Genomic DNA, 18,795 nt, shown 5'->3' with positions numbered 1-18,795 from the left:
TGATCACTAACTTTTCGATCTCGGCCGCCGAACTGCACGGTGGACCGCTTGCCGCAGGACCCCCTGACTCGCCTCGGCGGGCACGCCCATCGCGTCTCGCGAGGTACGCTGCGCACCTCGAAAGGACGCTTGCCGGGTCTCACCGGACGACCGGATCGCGTGGCCGAAGTCGGCCACCGCCCGCTGTCGCCCCTGGTAAGAGACAGGACGTCCTTCCATGGGCGACGTGCGTCCGGGACCGGACGGCGCGGTCCGCGCGCCCGAAGGCGCGTCCCACGGAAACGGAGCGGTGATTGGCCGGGATGCGAGGGATCGCGGGGAGCACTCCTCTCGCGACGCCGCGGCTGCTGCCCTGGCGCCTGCGGCCGGGCTGGCCGCTCACCGTCGCGCTGCTCGGTTTCCCGCTGTGGTGGATCCTCGGCCTCGCGAACGTCGTGCTGCTGGTCATCAGCGTGCCCATGGCGATGACGCTGTGGCGGCGGCGCGGCACCCTGGTGGCGCCCGGAGGCTTCGGGGCGTGGCTGTTCTTCCTGCTCTGGGTCGTGCTGGGCGTGTTCGTGCTGTGGGCCGACGCGCCCCTCGCCGAACCGGGCGGCGGGTTCAGCCGGCTCCTGGTGTACGGCTACCGGCTCGCCTGGTACCTGTCCTCCACCATCGTGCTGCTCTACGTCGGCAACATGAGCGAGCGGGAGCTGCCGTCGGGCAAGATCGGCAGGCTCCTCGGCTACATGTTCATCGTGACGACCCTCGGCGGGCTGATCGGGTCCTTCTTCCCATCGATCCAGCTCACCTCCCCGGTGGAGATGGTTCTGCCGCACGGCCTGACCTCCAACTCCTTCGTCCGCGACATCGTCCACCCGAGGGTCTCCGAAGTGGAGTCGATCCTCGGGTTCGAGCAGTCGCGGCCCATGGCGCCGTTCGCCTACGCCAACACCTGGGGCGCCGCCTACGCCTTCTTCCTCCCGTACTTCCTGCTGACCTGGATCGTCCGCGCCGACATGCGGCGCCGCGCGTTCGGGCTGGCCGTCCTCGCCGCGTCGCTGTGGCCGGTCGTGTACTCGCTGAACCGGGGGCTGTGGGGGGCGCTCGGCGCGATCGGCCTGTTCGGCGTCGCGAAGCTGCTCCAGGTGGGCGGTCCCCGCGTGATCGCCTGGACGGCCGGGATGGCCGCGGCGGGCGCGATCGTCGTGGCGCTGTCCCCGCTGCCCGGCCTCGTCCAGGACCGCCTCGACAACCCGCACAGCAACAACCGCCGCACGCTGCTGGCCGAGGAGACCACCCGCAGCGCCCTCACCGGCTCCCCGCTGGTCGGTTTCGGATCCACCCGCAACGTCCAGGGCGACCTCGGCCAGGTCTCCGGCGGCGACAAGATCGGCTGCAAGGCGTGCGGCTCGCCGCCGCTCGGCACCCAGGGCCACCTGTGGCTCCTGCTGTTCGCCAACGGCATCGTCGGGACGATCGCGTTCTGCGCGTTCTTCGCCGTCCGGTTCCTGCGGCACTGGCGGGAGCGCGGCGCGTACTCCCTGGCGGGCTGCGCCGTCCTGATCGCCTGCGGCCTGTTCATGATCACCTACGACATGGTGGAGGTACCGCTGTACACGGTGATGATCGCTGTGGGCCTGATGTGGCGGGCGAGCCGGGACGCCCGCGCGCAGGCCCGGCCGCGCGCCCGTGCCCGGGTCGCCGCCGAGGAGGCGCCGCTGTGAGCGCATCGGAGGAGACGCGGGCCGCCTGGATCGCGGCGGTGCGGGACCTGTGGCCGGACGCGCGGGTGGAGGCCGTCGGCCCGGGGCGCTCCGAGGGGGCGCGCCGGGAACTGGCGTTCCTGCCGGACGCGGAGCGGCCGCGGCTGCTCGTCCCGGCGGGGATGCCGCGCGCCACCGCGGCCGCGCTGCGCCGCTACAGCCACGACCTCGGCGTGAAGCAGCGCGCCTCCCGCGGCCTGACGGCGGCGGCGGTGCGCACCGGGCTGCCGGAGCGGACGCTGCGCGACCGGCTCCGCGTCACCGGCGGCGGCCCCTCCATCGAGGACCGGCTGTCGGACCTGCTCGGCCGGCCGGTGGTGGTCAGCGTGGGGCTCGGGAGCGCCCGCGCCAACCGCAAGCCGATCCTGCACGTGCTGTCGCCGCGCGGCGAGCCCGCGGCGTTCGTCAAGATCGGCGACACCGGCACGGCCCGCGCCCTTCTCGACGGCGAGGCCGCCGCCCTCACCTACCTGAACGCCCACCTGCCCGCTTCGGGGTCGCGCGGGCTCCCGCACGTCCCGCGCCTGCTCCACCACGGCACGTGGCACGGCCTGGACCTGCTCGTCCTCGAACCGCTCCCGACCGGCGCGCTCGGCTGGCGTCCGCGGAGCCGGGCCCCCGTCTCCCAGATGCGGGCGCTGTTCGAGGTCGGCGGCGTCGAACGGGCGCCGCTGCGCGGCAGCGCCTACTGGGAGGAGATGACCGCGAGCCCCGGCCTGGTCCGGGACGAGCGGCAGCGCGCCGTCTTCGGCGAGGTCGTGGAGTTCGTCGGCAAGGCGCACGGCGATCTGGTCCTGGACTTCGGCGCCTGGCACGGCGACTGGACGCCGTGGAACATGGCCTGGCACCGCGGCGTGCTGCGCCTGTGGGACTGGGAGCGGTTCGCGCGCGGAGTCCCGAACGGGTTCGACCTGCTGCACTACCGGCTCCAGGAGGCGATGCGCACCGCGTCCGGGCCGCCCTACACCACCTGGCCGGACGGCGCCGCCGCCCTCCTGGAGCCGCTCGGGCCGACGGGCCCCGCCGCGGAGGCGACCGTCCGGCTCTACCTCGTGGAGCTGTGCCGCCGCTACCTGCTGGCCGCCCAGGAGCCGATCGGCGGGCCGCTGCGCGCCGACACCGAGCGGCTGCTGGCGCTCCTGCACACCACTACACAGGACACGATTTCGGGAGGAACCCCGTGATCTCACGCCGTGACGCCCCCCCATGGGTCAAGGAGGCGGGCCGGGCCGCGACACGCACCGGAGGGCGGCTGACCTCGGGCGCCCGGATGCTGCCGGACTTCCTCATGGTCGGCACGCAGCGCGGCGGCACCACCTCGCTGTTCCGGGCCCTGGCCGCGCACCCGGCGACCGTCCAGCCCAACTTCCACAAGGGCGTGCACTACTTCGACGTCAACTACCCGCGCGGTCTCGGCTGGTACCGGGGGCACTTCCCGGTCCGCGCGCTCGCCGAGCGCCGCGCCCGGGGCGCCGCCCCGCAGGCGTTCGAGTCCGCCGGCTACTACATGCACCACCCGCTGGCGCCGGAGCGGATCGCCGGCGACCTGCCCGGGGTGAAGCTCGTCGTCCTGCTGCGCGACCCGGTGGTGCGGGCCTACTCCGCCCACAAGCACGAGCTGGCGCGGGGGTTCGAGACCGAGCCGTTCGAGCGGGCCCTGGATCTGGAGCCCGAGCGGCTCTCCGGGGAGGTCGAGAAGATCAGGGCCGACCCCGCCTACGTGAGCCACGGCCACCGGCACCACTCCTACCTCGACCGCGGTCGCTACGCCGAGCAGATCGAGCGGCTGTTCGCCCTCTTCGGACGGGACAGGGTGCTCGTGCTGTTCGCGGAGGACTTCTTCACCGAACCGGAGCCCTGCTACGACTCCGCGCTGGAGTTCCTGGGACTGCCGGCGTGGAGGCCCGCGTCGTTCGAGCGGCACAACGCCCGGCCGGGCTCCCCCCTGCCGGACCACCTGCAGCGCCGCCTGTCCGACTACTACGCCCCCTGGGACGACAAGCTCGCCGCGCTCCTCGGCGCCGAGCCCGCCTGGCGGCGATGAGGCGGCGATGAGCAAACGCTCCCTCGGCTCGGCCAGCGTGCAGGCGGAACCGCCGCTCGCGCCGGACTCGATCCCGGTGACCCGCTACGCGGGCGTGGTCCGCCGGCACCTGGTCGCGCTGCTGATCGCGCTGCTGGCCGGGTGCGCGATCGGGGTCGTGAAGATCGTGCTGACGCCGACGACCTACACCGCGCAGATCTACGTGCTGGCGCCGCCGGTCGCGCTGCACCCCTCCATCGACATCGGCTCGGCGATCGACACCAACACCCGCGCACCCCGCGAGACGACGATGGACACCGAGGCCCAGCTCGTCTGGTCCCACCCGGTGCTGTCCAAGCTGGTGGAGCGGCCCGGCTTCGACGCGTCCGACGCCGAACTGCGCGACCGCATCGGCCTGACGGTGCCGTCCAACACCCACGTGCTCACGATCTCGGTGCGGGCCGGCACTCCGCGGACCGCCCAGGACGGCGCCCGGGTCGTCGCCGACTCCTACCTGACGCTGCGGAACCGGATCCTGGGCCAGGTGCTGGAGCACAACCGCCAGGCGCTGGAGCACAACGCCGAACTGCTGAAGAAGCAGCTCGCGGCCCTGCCCGGCGACGAGGACGAGCTGCGCCGGCTCACCACCCGCACGCGCCGCCAGGCGCTCGTGAAGCAGATCCGCGACGTGGAGAAGCAGGTCACGACCATCAAGAGCAAGCAGGAGCAGCCCGGCGAGGTGCTGCGCGGGGCCCCGCTCCCCCGGCGGGGCGACGATCCCGGCCGCGACGTCGCGGTCGCGACCGGGATCGGCGTCGCGCTGCTCGGCTGGATCGGCTACGTGGTGGTCCGCGAGACGCGGCCGCGCCGCATCCGGCGCCCCGCCGACCTGCGGCTGCACAGCCGGCTTCCGATCATGGTGGAGGGGACGGCGCTCGGCACCGGGCACCGCGAGGTCGCACGGCGGCTGCGCAACCTGGTCTTCGACGCCGACGCCACCACCGTGCTGGTCACCGGGGTGCCCGGATCCGCCGGCACCGAGGTGGCCTACGAGCTGGCCGAACTGTGCACCGAGGGCGGCTCGGCGACGACGGTGCTGCGCGTCGTGGCCGACGGCGAGCCCTTCCACGAGCCGCCGGCCGCGGCCGGGACCGGCCACTCCTTCAACGTCCGGCTGGTGCGCAGCGACGACGACCGGCAGCTCACCCGGGCCGTCGGCAAGGCGGGGAGCGTGTCCCGCATCGTCGTCATCACCACACCCGACATCAACGGCGCGGACACCATCGCCGCGGCCGCGGCCAGCGACGTGGCCCTGGTCGTGGTCGAACGGGGACGGGCCCTGGACCGCGAGGTCGCGAGCGGGGTGCTGGCCCTCGACCAGGCGGCCAGCCCCGCGCGCGTGATCGTCCTGACCGCGCCCGCCCTGCGCGGGCCCGCGTCCCCGGCGCCGCGGCGCGCCCCGCACCGGTCCCCGGTCGGGGCCGCCGCTCCTGGACGAGGTTGAGATGAACAGAGCCGTCTTCTTGCAACGCGCGGTTAAAGTCGAGATGAACACTCCGCCAAGAACGATTCTGATCGATGAGGGGGATCGTCGTGGGAGCTGACCGGACGGCCGACGCCCAGGGAGGGCAGCTGCTCGCCCTGGTCCGGCGCTATCTGGGGGCGCTGATCGGCCTCGCCGTGCTCGGCACCGCGGCCGGCGTCGTCCTGGAGATGGCCGTGCCGCCGCCGTTCAAGGCGACCGCGACGGTACTGGTCAGCCCGCTGGAAGGCAACCCGTACTCGCCGGAGGGCCGCGGCGACGACCTGGTGAACCTGCAGACGGAGGCGCAGCTGGTCGCCACCGACAGCGTCGCCAAGATCGTCCAGAAGAAGCTCGGGCACGAGGCGGAGGGCGACATCGGGGTCTCGGTCCCGCCCAACACCCAGGTGCTCAACCTGACCTACACCGCCGGCAGCTCCGGCAACGCCCGCGCGGGCGCGCAGGCCTTCGCCGACGCCTACCTGGAGTACCGCACGCAGCGCGCGCAGGGCGTGGTGAACAACCAGCTCGCCAAGCTGAAGGCGCAGTCGGCCAGGGTCGAGCGCCTGCTGCAGCGGGCGAACAACGAGCTGGCCGCCTCCTCCGGCTCCCGGCGCTCCACCCTCCAGCAGCGCGTCACCGCCTACACCAACCAGCTCGGCGTCATCGACGAGCAGTCCAACGACATCGCCAGCACACCCCTCGACCCCGGCCAGGTGATCACCCCGGCGGACGCGCCGGCCGGGCCCGGCATCGTCCGGCCCGCGATGTACGGCGCGGGCGGCCTGCTGCTCGGGCTGGTCGCCGGTTTCGTGATCATGCTGCTGCGGGAGCGGCTCAACCAGCGGCTGCGCAACGCCGAGACGATCGAGGGACTCGGCGTCCGGACGCTGTCCACCATCCCGGCGGGCGGCCCGTCCGGCGACACGCTGGCCCTGGTCAGCGCGCCCAAGAGCCCGGTCGGCGAGGCGTACCGGCGGCTGCGCGCCGCGGTCGTGGCGACCGCGCCGCAGACCCCGGTGGCGCTGCTGATCAGCAATGCCACCCCGGGCGGCGGCGCCCGCATGGCCAGCGCCAACCTCGCGGTCTCGCTCGCCTTCGCCGGCGCGAAGACCATCATGATCGACGCGACCACCGAGGACGCCGACATCAGCACCCTGTTCGGCGCGCGCCCCGGCGGCAAGGGGCTGTCGGACACCCTGCTCAGCGGCACGGACCCGGCGACCCTGCTGATCCACACCGACTCGCAGCTGCGGCTGCTGCCGCGCGGGCCCCGCGCCCGCGAGGCCGCCCACCGGTTCAGCGGCCCGCGGATGCGCGAGACCGTGAAGGTGCTGCGCCGCCGCAGCGAGTACCTCATCGTGAACGCGGCGAGCCTGCACGACGCGGACGCGCAGGCCCTGTGCACGTTCGTGGACGCGGTCGTGCTCGTGATCAACCAGGGCGTCACGACCCGTGAGGAACTGCGGCAGGCGTACGTGGAGGCCGAGCGCGCCGGCGTCACCGTGCTCGGCGCCCTCCTGGAGCCGCCGGAGCCGCGCGGAGGGCGCGCGGCGCGGCAGGCCCCCGCCGCCGCCCGCCAGTCCCGCCCGCCGCAGGGCGGCGACGTCCGGGGCCCCGCCGAGCCCCACCTCCCGGAGACCCGCGGCGGCAAACGCCGCGCGCCGGAGCCCCCCCTCGCTTGGGCCGAGGACCAGCCAGGCGTCCCGAAGGACGAGCCCGACGAGAACCCGGCCGACTCCCCGTCCCTGGTCACGCAGGCGCTGCCGCAGGTCAAGCAGCCGCCGCCCCGGACGGGCGAGGCGCGGCCGGCGCCGTCCGGGCGGCGCGGCGCACCGCAGCCGGAGCCGCGGCGCCGTCCCCTCCCGCCCGCGCTCGACCCCCCGTCCGGGCCGGGCAAGCCCGTCGCCCCGAGGCCCGTCTCCCCCACGGAGGTCACCCAGGGCACGGGAGCGGTGCGCCCGCGCCCGGCGGCGCCCTCCGACGCCGAGCCCGCCGAGCCCGCCGACGCGGAGGCCGACGAGGCGCTGGAGTCGGCCGCGACGCGGACGCAGGAGGACATCTCCAAGTTCATGCCGCCGGATCTGCCGGAGGACGGCGCGGACGGCACGCCCCCGGCGGCGCCGAAGGACCCGGCGCCGGACGTCGCCCCCCGCTACGGCAAGAAGACGCACAAGGCCGGCCGGCATGCCGGCCCCTGAATCCGGCGAGACCGCGGCGGACGAACCCAAGCCGTCCGGGCCGGGCGGCCCGAACCTGAACAGGCTGGCCAGGGGCGGCGCCCTGAACCTCGTCGGCGCCGCCGTCGCGGGCGTCCAGGGCCTCGCGCTCGTCTTCCTGGTCGCGCACCTGTACTCGCAGCGGATCGCGGGCACCTTCTTCGCGGCGACGTCGCTGTTCATCATCCTGCAGGCCGTGTCGGGCCTCGGCACGGACGCGGGCCTGCTGCGCTGGCTGCCCCGCCACCTGGCGCTCGGCGACCGCGGCGCGGCGCGGCGGACGGTGCCGGTGGCGCTCGTCCCGGTCGCGGTGACCGCGCTGGCCGCAGGCCTCGTGCTGGCCCTCACCGCGCCGTGGACGGCGGGCCACATCGGCGCCGACGACCCCGGCCAGGCCGTGGACATGGTCCGGGTGCTGGCGCTGTTCCTGCCCCTCGCCGGGGCCCACGACGCGTTGCTCGCGGCCACCCGCGGCCACGGCTCGATGCGGCCGACCGTCCTCGTCGACAAGATCCTGAGGCAGACGCTCCAGGTCGCCGGGGTCGTCGTGGCGGCGCTGCTGACCGACGACGCGGTGTGGCTCGCACTGGCGTGGGCGGCACCGTACCTGCCGTGCCTGGTCGTCGCCCTGCTCTGGTACCTGAAGATCAGCCGCCGCAGCCGCGCCGAGGCTCCGGTGACCGCGGAGGCCGAGGCCCCGTCCGGCTGGCGCCCCCTGGCCGGCGACTTCTGGCGCTTCACCGCGCCGCGCGCCTTCGCGCAGATCTGCCAGACGGCGTTCCAGCGCGCCGACATCGTGCTCGTCGCGGCGCTCAGCTCGCCCCGCGAGGCGGCGATCTACACCGCCGCGACCCGGTTCATCGTGATCAGCCAGCTCGTCACCCAGGCCGTGCAGAACGTCATGCAGCCCGCGGTGAGCCGGCTGATGGCGCTCGCCGACCGCGCGGGCGCGCAGCGGGTGTTCGCGGTGTGCGCGTCCTGGAACCTCGCGCTCGCCTGGCCGGTGCACCTGTCGATCGCGGTCGGCGCGCCGGTGTACGTCGGCTCCTTCGGCGCCGGCTACCGCGGGTCCGGCGAGGTCGTCACGGTCGTCCTGGCGATGGCGATGCTGGTGGCGACCGCGACCGGCGCCCGCGACGTGATGCTGCTGATGGCGGGGCGCAGCGGGCTCAGCCTGGTCAACCAGAGCGCCGCGCTCGGGGTGAACCTGGTGCTGAACGTGCTGCTGATCCCGCCGTTCGGGATCGCCGGGGCGGCGGTGGCGCGGGCCTGCGGGCTGCTCGTGCGGACGCTGCTGGCCCTGGTCCAGGTCCGCCGGATCCTCGACATGACCCCGGCGAGCGCGGGGCTGTTCTGGGCGGGCGGTTCGGCGCTGGTCAGCTTCGCGGCGGTGCCGCTCGCGGTCCGGCTGGCCGCCGGCTCCGGCGAGGCCGCCCTCGCCGGAGGGCTGATCCCGGGCGCGATGCTGTACCTCGCCCTCCTCTGGGCCGGCCGCGAGCGGCTGTCCCTCACCGCCTTCGCCTCCCTGCTGCCGGGGAGACGCGGCCGCACCGCACTCGCGGGCACCGCCGCCTCGCCCGCCACCGAAACGACATCTGCCAGGAGCATGCATGCCCACGGGAATTGACCAAGTGCGCCGTAAGTCCCGCGCGGTGCTTCGCAAGAGCGGGCTCGCCCCGAGCGGCCCGGTGTACGGGCGGCTGGTCGACGCCGGGCGCTCGCTGCCGATCCCGGCCGCGGCGCGCGTCGCGGTGTCCACCGCCGTGCTGCGGCGCCCGTGGAAGGTGCCGGTCCGGTTCGACCAGCTGCTCGTCGGCGCGCAGGGCGGCTGGACGGCCCGCGAGTTCGCCGACCGCGCCGGCGACCTGCTGTGGCCCTCGACCCCGTTCCTGGACGGCCCGCACGTCGGGCTGCTCCGGCTCGCCGACGACCGCCCGGAACTGACCGACGCCGAGATCCTCTCCAGCGCCTACGGCAGGCTCGGGCTGCGCTGCATCGAGGCGGGCGGCAGCTACTTCGGCGGCACCGACGAGGCCGGCGTCCTCGCGGCCGCCCGCGCCTTCGTCGCGCGGTACCGCGGCGAGGACGCGCCCGGCGCGGCGCCCCGCCCGCAGCAGAGCGGGCCGCAGGACCCGGTGCTCGTCGCCCCCGTCCGCGGCTCCGACCAGTACCAGATCCTCGACGGGCACCACCGGCTCGCCATCGCCGCGATGAGCGGCGCCGACGGCGCCAACGTCGTCGCCAAATGGCTGCCCGTCACCACCCCCCTGCAGGACCTCCTGCTGAAGATGAGCTGGCTCGACGGCACCCACGAGCTCTACCAGCCGATCGAGGCGCCCGAGCTGAGGTCCGGCTGGACGACCGTCCGGCAGTGCACCGACCGGCTCGCGAAGATGGACGCGTTCCTCGGCGAGCGCGGCCTCTCCGGGGGCCGCTACCTGGACGTCGCGAGCTGCTACGGATGGTTCGTCGCGAAGATGGCCGAGCGCGGCTTCGACGCCGAGGGCATCGAGCGCGATCCGCTGGCCGTCCCGCTCGGCCGGGCCGTCTACGGGCTCCCGGACGGCGCCGTCTCCACCGGAGACTGCGTCGAGTTCCTCGGCGGGCACGACGCCGGCCGCTGGGACGTGGTGTCCTGCTTCAGCCTCCTGCACCACTTCGTCCTCGGCCGCGGCTCGGTGAGCGCCGAGGAGCTGATCCGGCTGCTGGACCGCGCCACCGGCCGGGTGCTGTTCTTCGACACCGGCCAGGACAACGAGGCGTGGTTCGCCGACTCGCTGCGCGGCTGGGACCCCGCCCGCGTCGCGGAGTTCCTGCGGGAGAACACCGGCTTCGACGAGATCGTCGACCTCGGTCCCGACGAGGACGCCCGGCCGCCCTACGAGGACAACTACAGCAGGCACCTGTTCGCCTGCGTCCGCGCGGCGTGACCCCGCCGCGCCGCCCGCTCGCCGCGCTCATCGCCCTCCCGGTGCTCCTCGCGGCGGCGGCGTGCGGCGGGACGGCCGCGCCCGCGAGCGTGCCCCGGGTCTCCCCGCCGCCCGCCGCGGGCTCGGCGGGCGCGCGGAGCGGCACCGTGTGGACGAGCGGGTTCAACGGGAGCGGGCAGCTCGGCCGGCCGGGGGCGGCCGCCGATCCCCGGCTCGCCCCCGTCACCGGCGTCGGCGGCCGGGGACGGCTCGACCGTGCCGTCGCCGTCGCCGGGGGCGGCCGCCACTCGCTGGCCGTTCTCGACGGCGGGCAGGTCGTCGCGTGGGGCGCCAACGACGACGGCCAGCTCGGCGACGGCACCACCCGCGACAGCGGCGCGCCCGTCCGCGTCCGCGCACCGGACGGGCGGCCCGGCCGGCTGGACGACGCCGTCGCGGTGGCCGCCAACAACGACTTCTCCATGGCGCTGCGCCGCGACGGCACCGTCGTGACCTGGGGCGAGGGATCGTCCGGGCAGCGCGGCACCGGCGAGCGCACCGCTCCTCCCGTCCCCACGACCGTGCGGGCGCCGGACGGGCGCGGGGCGCTCAGCGGCGTGACGGCGATCGCCGCGGACGGGCACACCGAGCTGGTGCTGCGCGCCGACGGGCAGGTGCTCGCGTGGGGCGCCAACGCGGGCGGCATGGTCGGCGACGGCACCCGCGAGGACCGGGCCCTGCCCGTGCCGGTGCGCGGCCTGGACGGGGCCGCGCGGCTGGACGGCGTCGTCCGCATCGCGATCGGCGGCCAGCACGGCCTGGCGCTGCTGCGGGACGGGCGGGTCGCGTCGTGGGGCCGCAACGAGCTCGGCCAGCTCGGCGACGGGACGCGCCGGGACCGGCTCACGCCCGCCCTCGTCTCGGGTGTGGGCGGCAAGGGCGTCCTCGACGGCGTCGCCGCGGTCGCCTCCGCGGAGAAGCACAACTACGCGCTCCGCGGGGACGGCACCATCGTCGCCTGGGGCAACAACACCGCCGGCCAGCTCGGGGACGGCACGGTGAAGCCGCGGCCCGCCCCGGTCACCGTCGTCGGGCGCAGCGCGCCGAAGCTGCGCGGCGCCACCCGGGTGTTCGCCGGGGAGGCCTACGGCGCGGCGATCCTGACCGACGGGACGCTGCTGACCTGGGGCGCGGGCGGCAGCGGCCAGCTCGGCTCCGGGAGGAGGGCGCCCCGCAGCCGTCCCGGCACGGCGCTGACGGCCGAGGGAAAGGTGGCGGCCGACGCCCTGTCGGTGGGCGTCGGCGAACGCCACCTGATCGTGCTGGCGAGGTCCGAGGGGCCGTAGCCCGCCCGGAGTCCTCAGGGATTCCGGGGCGGCTCCGGCCTGGCGTCGCCGGGCTCGGGCCCGCCCGCGGGAGGCTGGGCCCCGGGAGGCTGGGCCCCGGGTGCGGGCGGCGGTGCCGCGGCGGCGCCGGGCGCCGAGGCTCCGGTCCCGCCGGCGGGCGCCGGAGTCGCGGAGCGGCGGCGCCACAGCAGGAACCCGGCCCCGGCGGCCGCCACGACCACCGCGCCACCGCCACCGAGCAGGTAAGGCATGGCCGAGCCGTCGTCCTCCCGGACCTCGGCCCCGGTGGCGCGCTCGGTCGGCTGCGACTGGGCGAGCGTCCGCTCCTCCTGCTGCTTGACCGACGCCTCCGGTGCGGGTTTGCCGTTGTTGCCCGGCTTGCCGGTCTTCGGCGGCGCGTACTTCGACTCCGGGAGCGTCTGCACGAAGCGCAGCAGCGCCAGGTCGGGCTTGCCCTTGCTGCCCTTCACGGCCCCGTCGTAGATGGACTTCACCCGGGCGCCCGGCAGCGCCGTGGAGGACACCCGGAGCTGGTCGCCGGCCAGCACCGCGTAGGTGCCCTTGCGCTTCATCAAGCCCGGCAGCTGGCTGAGGACCTGTCCGGGGTCGTTTCCAGGCGGCAGGATCGCGATGAAGACCGCGACGGACCGGCCCTGCGCCGTGCGGAGCAGCTCCTGCGCGCCGTCCGACTGGTAGTACTTCGCGTGGGAGTCGACGTAGTAACCGCTCTCGCCGATGCCCTCGGCGACCGCGTCGAGGTCGACGCCCGCGAAGGCGGGCGTCGCGGTCATTCCGAACGCCGGCACGAAGGCCAGCGCCAGCGTCCCGGACGCGACGATGCGGCGGGAGAAGTGGTTCACGGAAGAGGCTCCTTCAACGCTGGGATGGCCATCGACATTACCGGCGCGACTTGGGGAAAGGTGGTCAAAGCCTAGGAATCGGCATCGGTCCGTCAGATGCCGCGGCCCCGGGTGTGCAGGGCCAGCAGGACGCGCTTGCCGGACACGACCCCGGACGCCACGGCCAGCGCGAACGGGACGCGGCGCTCGGCCGGGTTCGCCTTGAGGGCGCGCGCCGACCAGCGCAGCGCGTCCCTCCGGCGGCCCACGGTCGCGCAGCCGAAGGCGAGCTGCCCGTAGACGCGCCCGGCCGCGCCCGGTTCCCTGCCGATCTCCGGGTAGTGCTCCAGGAACCACTCCAGCGCGGCGACCTTCGTCTCCCACGCCTGCGCGTAGTAGGACGTCAGCCCCCACAGGACCCGGACGTACGGCTCGTCCACGTTCACCACCGGGTGGCGGCGGGCGGCGCGGAGCGCGAGATCCCAGTCCTCGCCCTGGCTGCCGGGGATCGTCTCGTCCACCATGCCGATCTCGACGAGCGGTTCGCGGCGCGCCACGTAGGTGGAGGAGTGGACGCTCATCATCCGGTCGCGGATCAGGGCGTCGTAGGTCACCCGTTCCGTCCCGGCCAGCCGGGGCAGTTCCCGCCCGTCGAAGTCGATCAGGATCCCGGAGCTGCACAGCACGGCGTCCGGCTCGCCTTCCAGTGCCTTCACCTGCGCGGCGAGCTTGCCGGGCAGCCACAGGTCGTCGTCGTCGCAGAACGCGACCAGATCGGTGCCGAGGGCGAGGACCCCGGAGTTGCGGGCGCCCGCGAGGCCCGGTGCCCGGGTGTTGCGGATCACCTCGACGCGGTCCCCCGCCAGGGACGGGTCGGGCTCGGCCCGGTCGAAGACGACGACCGCGCGCACCTCGCCCTCGTACTCCTGGGCCAGCACCGACTCCAACGCGCGGCGCAGCAGTTCCGGCCGGTTGTGCGTGGGGAGCACGACTCCGACGGAGGGGGGCATCCAGGGCCTGCCTTGTCGTTGGGGGGTCGGGAGGGGACGCGGACCGGCGACCGCCGCGGGGCCGGCGGGCCCCGCGGCGCCGGGTCAGCGCGCGCCGGTGATCATGCCGGCGGCGACGGTGTTGTTGGTGGCCTCGTCGATCAGGATGAAGCCGCCGGTGAGGCGGTTGCGACCGTAGTCGTCGACGAACAGCGGCTGGGTCACCCGCAGCGAGATGCGGCCGATCTCGTTCAGGCCGAGGGAGTCCGCCTGTTCGTCGCGGTGCAGGGTGTTGACGTCCAGCCGGTAGTGCAGCTGCTTCACCATCGCCTTCGCGGTGCGGGTCGTGTGCTTGATGACCAGCTTCGAGCGCGGGCTGAGGGCGCGGTCCGGGGTCATCCAGCAGACCATCGCGTCGATGTCCTGCGCGACCTCGGGCCGGTTGTTCGGACGGGCGATCATGTCGCCGCGGGAGATGTCGATGTCGTCGGCGAGGCGCAGCGTCACCGACATCGGCGCGAACGCCTCCGCGACCGGCCCGCCCGGCCCGTCGATGTGGGTGATCGTCGTGGTCAGCCCGGACGGCAGGTGCACCACCTCGTCGCCCGGCTTCAGCACGCCGCCCGCGACCTGGCCCGCGTAGCCGCGGTAGTCGTGCAGGTCGGGGTCCGTGGACGCGTGCGGGCGGACCACGTACTGCACCGGGAACCGCACGTCGATCAGGTTGCGGTCCGACGCGATGTGGACGTGCTCCAGGTGGTGCAGCAGCGACGAGCCCTCGTACCACGGCATGTTCACGCTGCGCTCGACGACGTTGTCGCCGTGCAGCGCCGAGATCGGGATGAACGTCAGGTCCGTGACCTCCAGCTTGGAGGCGAACGACGTGAACTCGTCCACGATCCGCTCGTACACGCCGCGGTCGTAGTCGACCAGGTCCATCTTGTTGATCGCCACGACCAGGTGCGGGACCTGCAGGAGCGTGGTGAGGAACGCGTGCCGGCGCGACTGCTCCAGGATGCCCTTCCGGGCGTCCACGAGGATGATCGCCAGGTCGGCGGTGGAGGCGCCGGTCACCATGTTCCGGGTGTACTGGATGTGCCCCGGCGTGTCGGCGATGATGAACTTGCGGCGCGGCGTCGCGAAGTACCGGTACGCCACGTCGATCGTGATGCCCTGCTCCCGCTCGGCCCGCAGGCCGTCGGTCAGCAGCGCCAGGTTCGTGTACTCCTCGCCGCGGTCGGCGCTGGTCTTCTCGACCGACTCCAGCTGGTCCTCGAAGATCGACTTGGAGTCGAACAGCAGCCGGCCGATCAGCGTGGACTTGCCGTCGTCGACGCTGCCGGCGGTGGCGAACCGCAGGAGGTCCATCTGCTTGGCCGGCCGGGTCTCGGCGAGCCGGTCGTTCGCGCTGGCCATCAGAAGTAGCCCTCCTTCTTGCGGTCCTCCATCGCGGCCTCGCTCGTGCGGTCGTCGGCGCGGGTCTGGCCGCGCTCGGTGATCCGCGTCGCCGCGATCTCCTCGATCACCTCGTCGAGCGACATCGCGTTCGACTTCACCGCGCCCGTGCAGGACGCGTCGCCGACCGTCCGGTACCGGACGGTCGCCGCGAACTCGGGCTCGTCGTCGCCGCGGTTCGCAAAGCCCGTCTCGGCGTCCAGCAGCAGCCCGTCGCGCTCGAACACCTGCCGGGTGTGCGCGAAGTAGATCGGCGGGAGTTCGAGGTCCTCGCGCCGCACGTAGTCCCAGATGTCGAGCTCGGTCCAGTTCGACAGCGGGAACACCCGGACGTGCTCACCCTGCACGATCTTGGTGTTGAACAGGTTCCACAGCTCGGGGCGCTGGTTCTTGGGGTCCCACTGCCCGAACTCGTCCCGGAAGGAGACCACCCGCTCCTTGGCGCGGGCCTTCTCCTCGTCCCGGCGCGCACCGCCGAACGCCGCGTCGAACTGGTGCTCCTCGATGGCGTCCAGCAGCGGGGTGATCTGCAGCCGGTTCCGGGACGCGCGGCGGCCCTTCTGCTCCACCACCCGGCCGCTGTCGATCGCGTCCTGCACCGACGCCACGATCAGCCGGACGCCGAGATCGGCGACCCGGCGGTCCCGGAACTCGATCACCTCCGGGAAGTTGTGGCCGGTGTCGACGTGCATGACCGGGAAGGGGATCGGGGCGGGCCAGAACGCCTTCTGGGCCAGGCGCAGCATGACGATGCTGTCCTTGCCGCCGGAGAACAGCAGCACCGGCCGTTCGAACTCGGCCGCCACCTCCCGGAAGATATGGATCGACTCGGCTTCGAGGATGTCCAGCTGGGACAGTAGGTAATCGCAACGCTGCATGGTCTGGGGCTCTTTCCACACTGTTTGGCAGAGGCAACCGGTGGCACGGAGATGGGCGCATGCCTTCCCACCGGGTCGAAACGCCGGCCCGCGCCGGTTCAGTCCCGCGGTGGGGACGGACTGGTCAGGGCAGCGCGCCGCTCACTTCCCGGATGCCGGACAGCAGCGTTGACGCCGACATGGGATGGCACACCAGGATATCCGGGAGCCGGGGGTCCTCACGGTTGTAGCGCAGCGGCGCCCCGTCGACCCGGGACGCGTGCGCCCCGGCGCCGAGCGCGACGGCAGCCGGAGCCGCCGAGTCCCACTCGAACTGGCCGCCCGCGTGCACGTAGGCGTCCACCTCGCCGAGCAGCACCGCGGAGATCTTCGCCCCCGCCGACCCGATCGGCACCAGCTCCACCTCCGGCTCGATCGCCTCCGCCAGCCGCCGGACGAACTCCGGCGGCCGCGTGCGGCTCACGGCGATGCGCAGCTTTCCCGCGTCCGGCGCCGGGACGTGCAGCGGCACCTCGCGGGGCGGCGGCGCCCCGGCGGGCCCGTGCCCGGCGGTGACGGGGTCGGGATCGGTGAGGTCCGTCCGGACGAGCGCGGCGCCGCCCACCGCGTCCGTGCGGAGCGTCAGGCCCTGCGCCGGCAGCGCGACGGCGCCGGCCGCCAGGCGCCCGGTCCCGGACGCGTCCCGTTCCCACAGCGCCACGTGCACGGCCCAGTCGCGGCGGCCCTCCTCGGAGAACTCGCGGGTGCCGTCCAGGGGGTCCACGATCCACACGCGGGAGGCCGTGAGCCGCTCCGCGTCGGCGGTGTTGCGGGTCGGTGCGCGGTCGTCGCCCTTGGACCGCTTCCCGGCGACCGAGGACCGCCCCTCCTCGGACAGGACGGCGTCACCGGGACAGCGCTCGGCCAGCGCCGCCATCAGGTACTCATGCGCCCGCAGGTCGCCGGTGTCCTTCAGGGCCCTCGCGTCCGCGAAGCCCGTCTCGGCCCGCACGCCCAGCAGCAGCCGGCCCGCCGTCCCGGCGAGCTCGGCCGCGAGCGAATGATCGTCTGCCGCCCCTGCCTCGGTCATCTGAGATCACATTCCCGACTCGACTGGTCTGCTCGGTCTACTTTCTCATGCGTCGCGCACGGGCCACGGGACGAGGTCCCGCTCAGCGGCTCGTCCGCCAGTGTCCCGCCGGCGCCGTGTCGCGGGCAGCGCCGTGTCGTGTTCCCGCCGAGGTCCCGTCCCGCGCCGCGGCCGCCGCTCAGTACGCGCCGGAGCCGCGGACGACGGCCGACCAGGTCTTCCACATGATCTGAAGGTCCAGGGCGAGGGTCCAGTTGTCCACGTACCGCAGGTCGAGGCGGACCGACTCCTCCCACGACAGGTCCGAGCGGCCGCTCACCTGCCACAGCCCGGTCAGGCCCGGCTTGACCACCAGCCGGCGGTAGACGTCCCCGCCGTACTGGGCGACCTCGTCCGGCAGCGGCGGGCGCGGCCCCACCAGCGACATCTCGCCGCGCAGCACGTTGAACAGCTGCGGCAGCTCGTCCAGCGAGTACCGGCGCAGCCGGCGCCCCACCCGCGTCACCCGCGGGTCCTGCCGGATCTTGAACAGCACCCCGTCGTTGTCGTTGGCGGCCAGCAGCTCCAGCCGGCGCGCCTCGGCGTCGGCGACCATCGTGCGGAACTTCAGCACCGTGAACTCCCGGCCCCCGCGCCCGACGCGCGTCTGCCGGAACAGCACCGGGCCCTCACCGGACATCTTGATCAGGACGGCGATCAGCAGCAGCAGCGGGCTCAGCACCACGATCCCGGCGAGCGCCGCCACCCGGTCGACCAGGCCCTTGAGGATCTTGCGGCCGCCGTCCAGCTCCGGGTGCTCCACGTGCAGCAGCGGCAGGCCCGACACCGGGCGGATCGAGATCCGCGGCCCGGTCACGTCCATCAGCGCGGGCGCCACCACCAGCTCGACGTCGTTGCGCTCGATCTGCCACGCCAGCCGGCGCAGCGCCACCCCGTCCATCTCCGGGCACGCCAGCACGGCCACCGAGTCGGCGCCGATCCGGTCGGCGACCGCCGCCGCCTGGCCGAAGTCGCCCAGCACCGGGACGCCCTCCACCTCGGCGACCGCGTCCTCGCCCGACGCCAGCGCCGGGGGCAGGCACACGGCCACGATGTCCATCCCGTGGTACCGCTTCTTCTGCAGCAGCCGGATCAGGTCGGACACCGACGTCCGGTGCCCCACCGCGACCACCCGCCGCATGCACTCGCCGTGCCACCGCTTCTTGTGCAGCCACTTGCGCAGCCGGTACCGCGCCAGCAGCGCCAGGAACGTCCCGAGGGGCAGCGCCATCACCACGTAGCCGCGCGCGACGTCGGTCTTGGTGGCGTACGCCCCGATCGCGAGCACCGCCATCAGGATGAATCCCGCGCGCAGGACCCGGTGGAACTCCTCGTACCCGACGCCCACGTACCGCGGCTGGTACGCGCGGCACAGCGCCAGCGCCGGGAGCCACACCACCGGCAGTGCCACGGTCAGCACCACGTACGGCGCGTCGAGCTCCGTCGGGACGCCCGGGAACCTGAGCACGAAGGCGATCACTCCGGCCATCAGCATGCTGGCGAAGTCGAGGGCCCGCGCGAGCCGCCGGTAGGTCCGGCTCCAGTTCTGCGATGCCGCGCGCTCGTGCTCATGGCGGATCGATGACTCGGCCTGAACCTTGTCAACGACGGCCATAAACCACTCACCAATCCTGTGTAACGCGCGCCCCGTCAGCGCGATTCACACCGAAGACGGCTGAACGTCGCCCGAGGTTCACATTGAACCTGAACCTCGATCGGCCTGCATCTTACGTTCGCTTTGCCGTGGTCACGGACGGAACGC

At 74.0% G+C, this 18,795-nt stretch carries 14 protein-coding genes; 8 read left to right on the top strand and 6 right to left on the bottom strand.

Annotation, left to right across the window (positions count from 1 at the left end):
* The first annotated feature begins 302 nt into the window (after positions 1–302).
* The 8 genes from BJ999_RS07965 to BJ999_RS07930 all read left to right on the top strand — a co-directional run bounded on the left by BJ999_RS07965 (position 303) and on the right by BJ999_RS07930 (position 11,764).
* The gene (locus BJ999_RS07965; RefSeq protein ID WP_229810288.1) at positions 303–1,706 is read left to right on the top strand and encodes a hypothetical protein; all 1,404 of its coding nucleotides are present in this window, start codon (positions 303–305) and stop codon (positions 1,704–1,706) included.
* Positions 1,703–2,929: a phosphotransferase gene (locus tag BJ999_RS07960; RefSeq protein WP_179832680.1), complete on the top strand. Its 1,227-nt coding sequence runs from the start codon at positions 1,703–1,705 to the stop codon at positions 2,927–2,929. The genes BJ999_RS07965 and BJ999_RS07960 overlap by 4 nt, the downstream gene beginning before the upstream one ends.
* Complete coding sequence (locus BJ999_RS07955; protein WP_179832679.1) at positions 2,926–3,789, top strand: sulfotransferase domain-containing protein; 864 nt, start codon at positions 2,926–2,928, stop codon at positions 3,787–3,789. The genes BJ999_RS07960 and BJ999_RS07955 overlap by 4 nt, the downstream gene beginning before the upstream one ends.
* Positions 3,790–3,796: 7 nt before the next feature.
* Complete coding sequence (locus tag BJ999_RS07950; RefSeq protein ID WP_179832678.1) at positions 3,797–5,272, top strand: GumC domain-containing protein; 1,476 nt, start codon at positions 3,797–3,799, stop codon at positions 5,270–5,272.
* An 89-nt stretch (positions 5,273–5,361) separates the two neighbouring features.
* Positions 5,362–7,491: a tyrosine-protein kinase domain-containing protein gene (locus BJ999_RS07945; RefSeq protein ID WP_179832677.1), complete on the top strand. Its 2,130-nt coding sequence runs from the start codon at positions 5,362–5,364 to the stop codon at positions 7,489–7,491.
* A complete protein-coding gene (locus BJ999_RS07940) occupies positions 7,478–9,136 on the top strand; it encodes an MATE family efflux transporter (RefSeq protein ID WP_179832676.1) in 1,659 nt (552 codons plus the stop codon). Before BJ999_RS07945 ends, BJ999_RS07940 begins: the two co-directional genes overlap by 14 nt.
* Complete coding sequence (locus BJ999_RS07935) at positions 9,120–10,439, top strand: ParB N-terminal domain-containing protein (RefSeq protein WP_179832675.1); 1,320 nt, start codon at positions 9,120–9,122, stop codon at positions 10,437–10,439. Before BJ999_RS07940 ends, BJ999_RS07935 begins: the two co-directional genes overlap by 17 nt.
* Positions 10,436–11,764, top strand: coding sequence for an RCC1 domain-containing protein (locus BJ999_RS07930; RefSeq protein WP_179832674.1), 1,329 nt, complete (start codon positions 10,436–10,438; stop codon positions 11,762–11,764). Before BJ999_RS07935 ends, BJ999_RS07930 begins: the two co-directional genes overlap by 4 nt.
* Before the next feature lie 14 nt (positions 11,765–11,778).
* Here BJ999_RS07930 and BJ999_RS07925 read toward each other — a convergent pair whose 3' ends face one another.
* The 6 genes from BJ999_RS07925 to BJ999_RS07900 all read right to left on the bottom strand — a co-directional run bounded on the left by BJ999_RS07925 (position 11,779) and on the right by BJ999_RS07900 (position 18,648).
* Positions 11,779–12,624 (bottom strand): hypothetical protein, encoded by an 846-nt coding sequence (locus BJ999_RS07925; RefSeq protein ID WP_179832673.1) that lies wholly within the window; start codon positions 12,622–12,624, stop codon positions 11,779–11,781.
* A gap of 92 nt (positions 12,625–12,716) precedes the next feature.
* Entirely contained in the window at positions 12,717–13,613 is an 897-nt protein-coding gene (locus BJ999_RS07920; protein WP_179832672.1) for a glycosyltransferase family 2 protein, read from the bottom strand.
* Between the two features lie 84 nt (positions 13,614–13,697).
* Positions 13,698–14,960, bottom strand: coding sequence for a sulfate adenylyltransferase subunit 1 (locus tag BJ999_RS07915; protein WP_179838402.1), 1,263 nt, complete (start codon positions 14,958–14,960; stop codon positions 13,698–13,700).
* A 47-nt stretch (positions 14,961–15,007) separates the two neighbouring features.
* On the bottom strand, positions 15,008–15,925 hold the full coding sequence (cysD, locus tag BJ999_RS07910) for a sulfate adenylyltransferase subunit CysD (protein ID WP_179832671.1): 918 nt from the start codon (positions 15,923–15,925) through the stop codon (positions 15,008–15,010).
* A 124-nt stretch (positions 15,926–16,049) separates the two neighbouring features.
* A complete protein-coding gene (locus BJ999_RS07905; protein WP_179832670.1) occupies positions 16,050–16,994 on the bottom strand; it encodes a 3'(2'),5'-bisphosphate nucleotidase CysQ in 945 nt (314 codons plus the stop codon).
* A gap of 178 nt (positions 16,995–17,172) precedes the next feature.
* Positions 17,173–18,648, bottom strand: a complete 1,476-nt coding sequence (locus BJ999_RS07900; protein ID WP_179832669.1) for a sugar transferase — start codon at positions 18,646–18,648, stop codon at positions 17,173–17,175.
* Positions 18,649–18,795 lie beyond the last annotated feature (147 nt).

It is taken from the genome of Actinomadura citrea (assembly GCF_013409045.1).
GTDB lineage: Bacteria > Actinomycetota > Actinomycetes > Streptosporangiales > Streptosporangiaceae > Spirillospora > Spirillospora citrea.
This window is presented reverse-complemented; position numbering and strand designations above follow the sequence as displayed.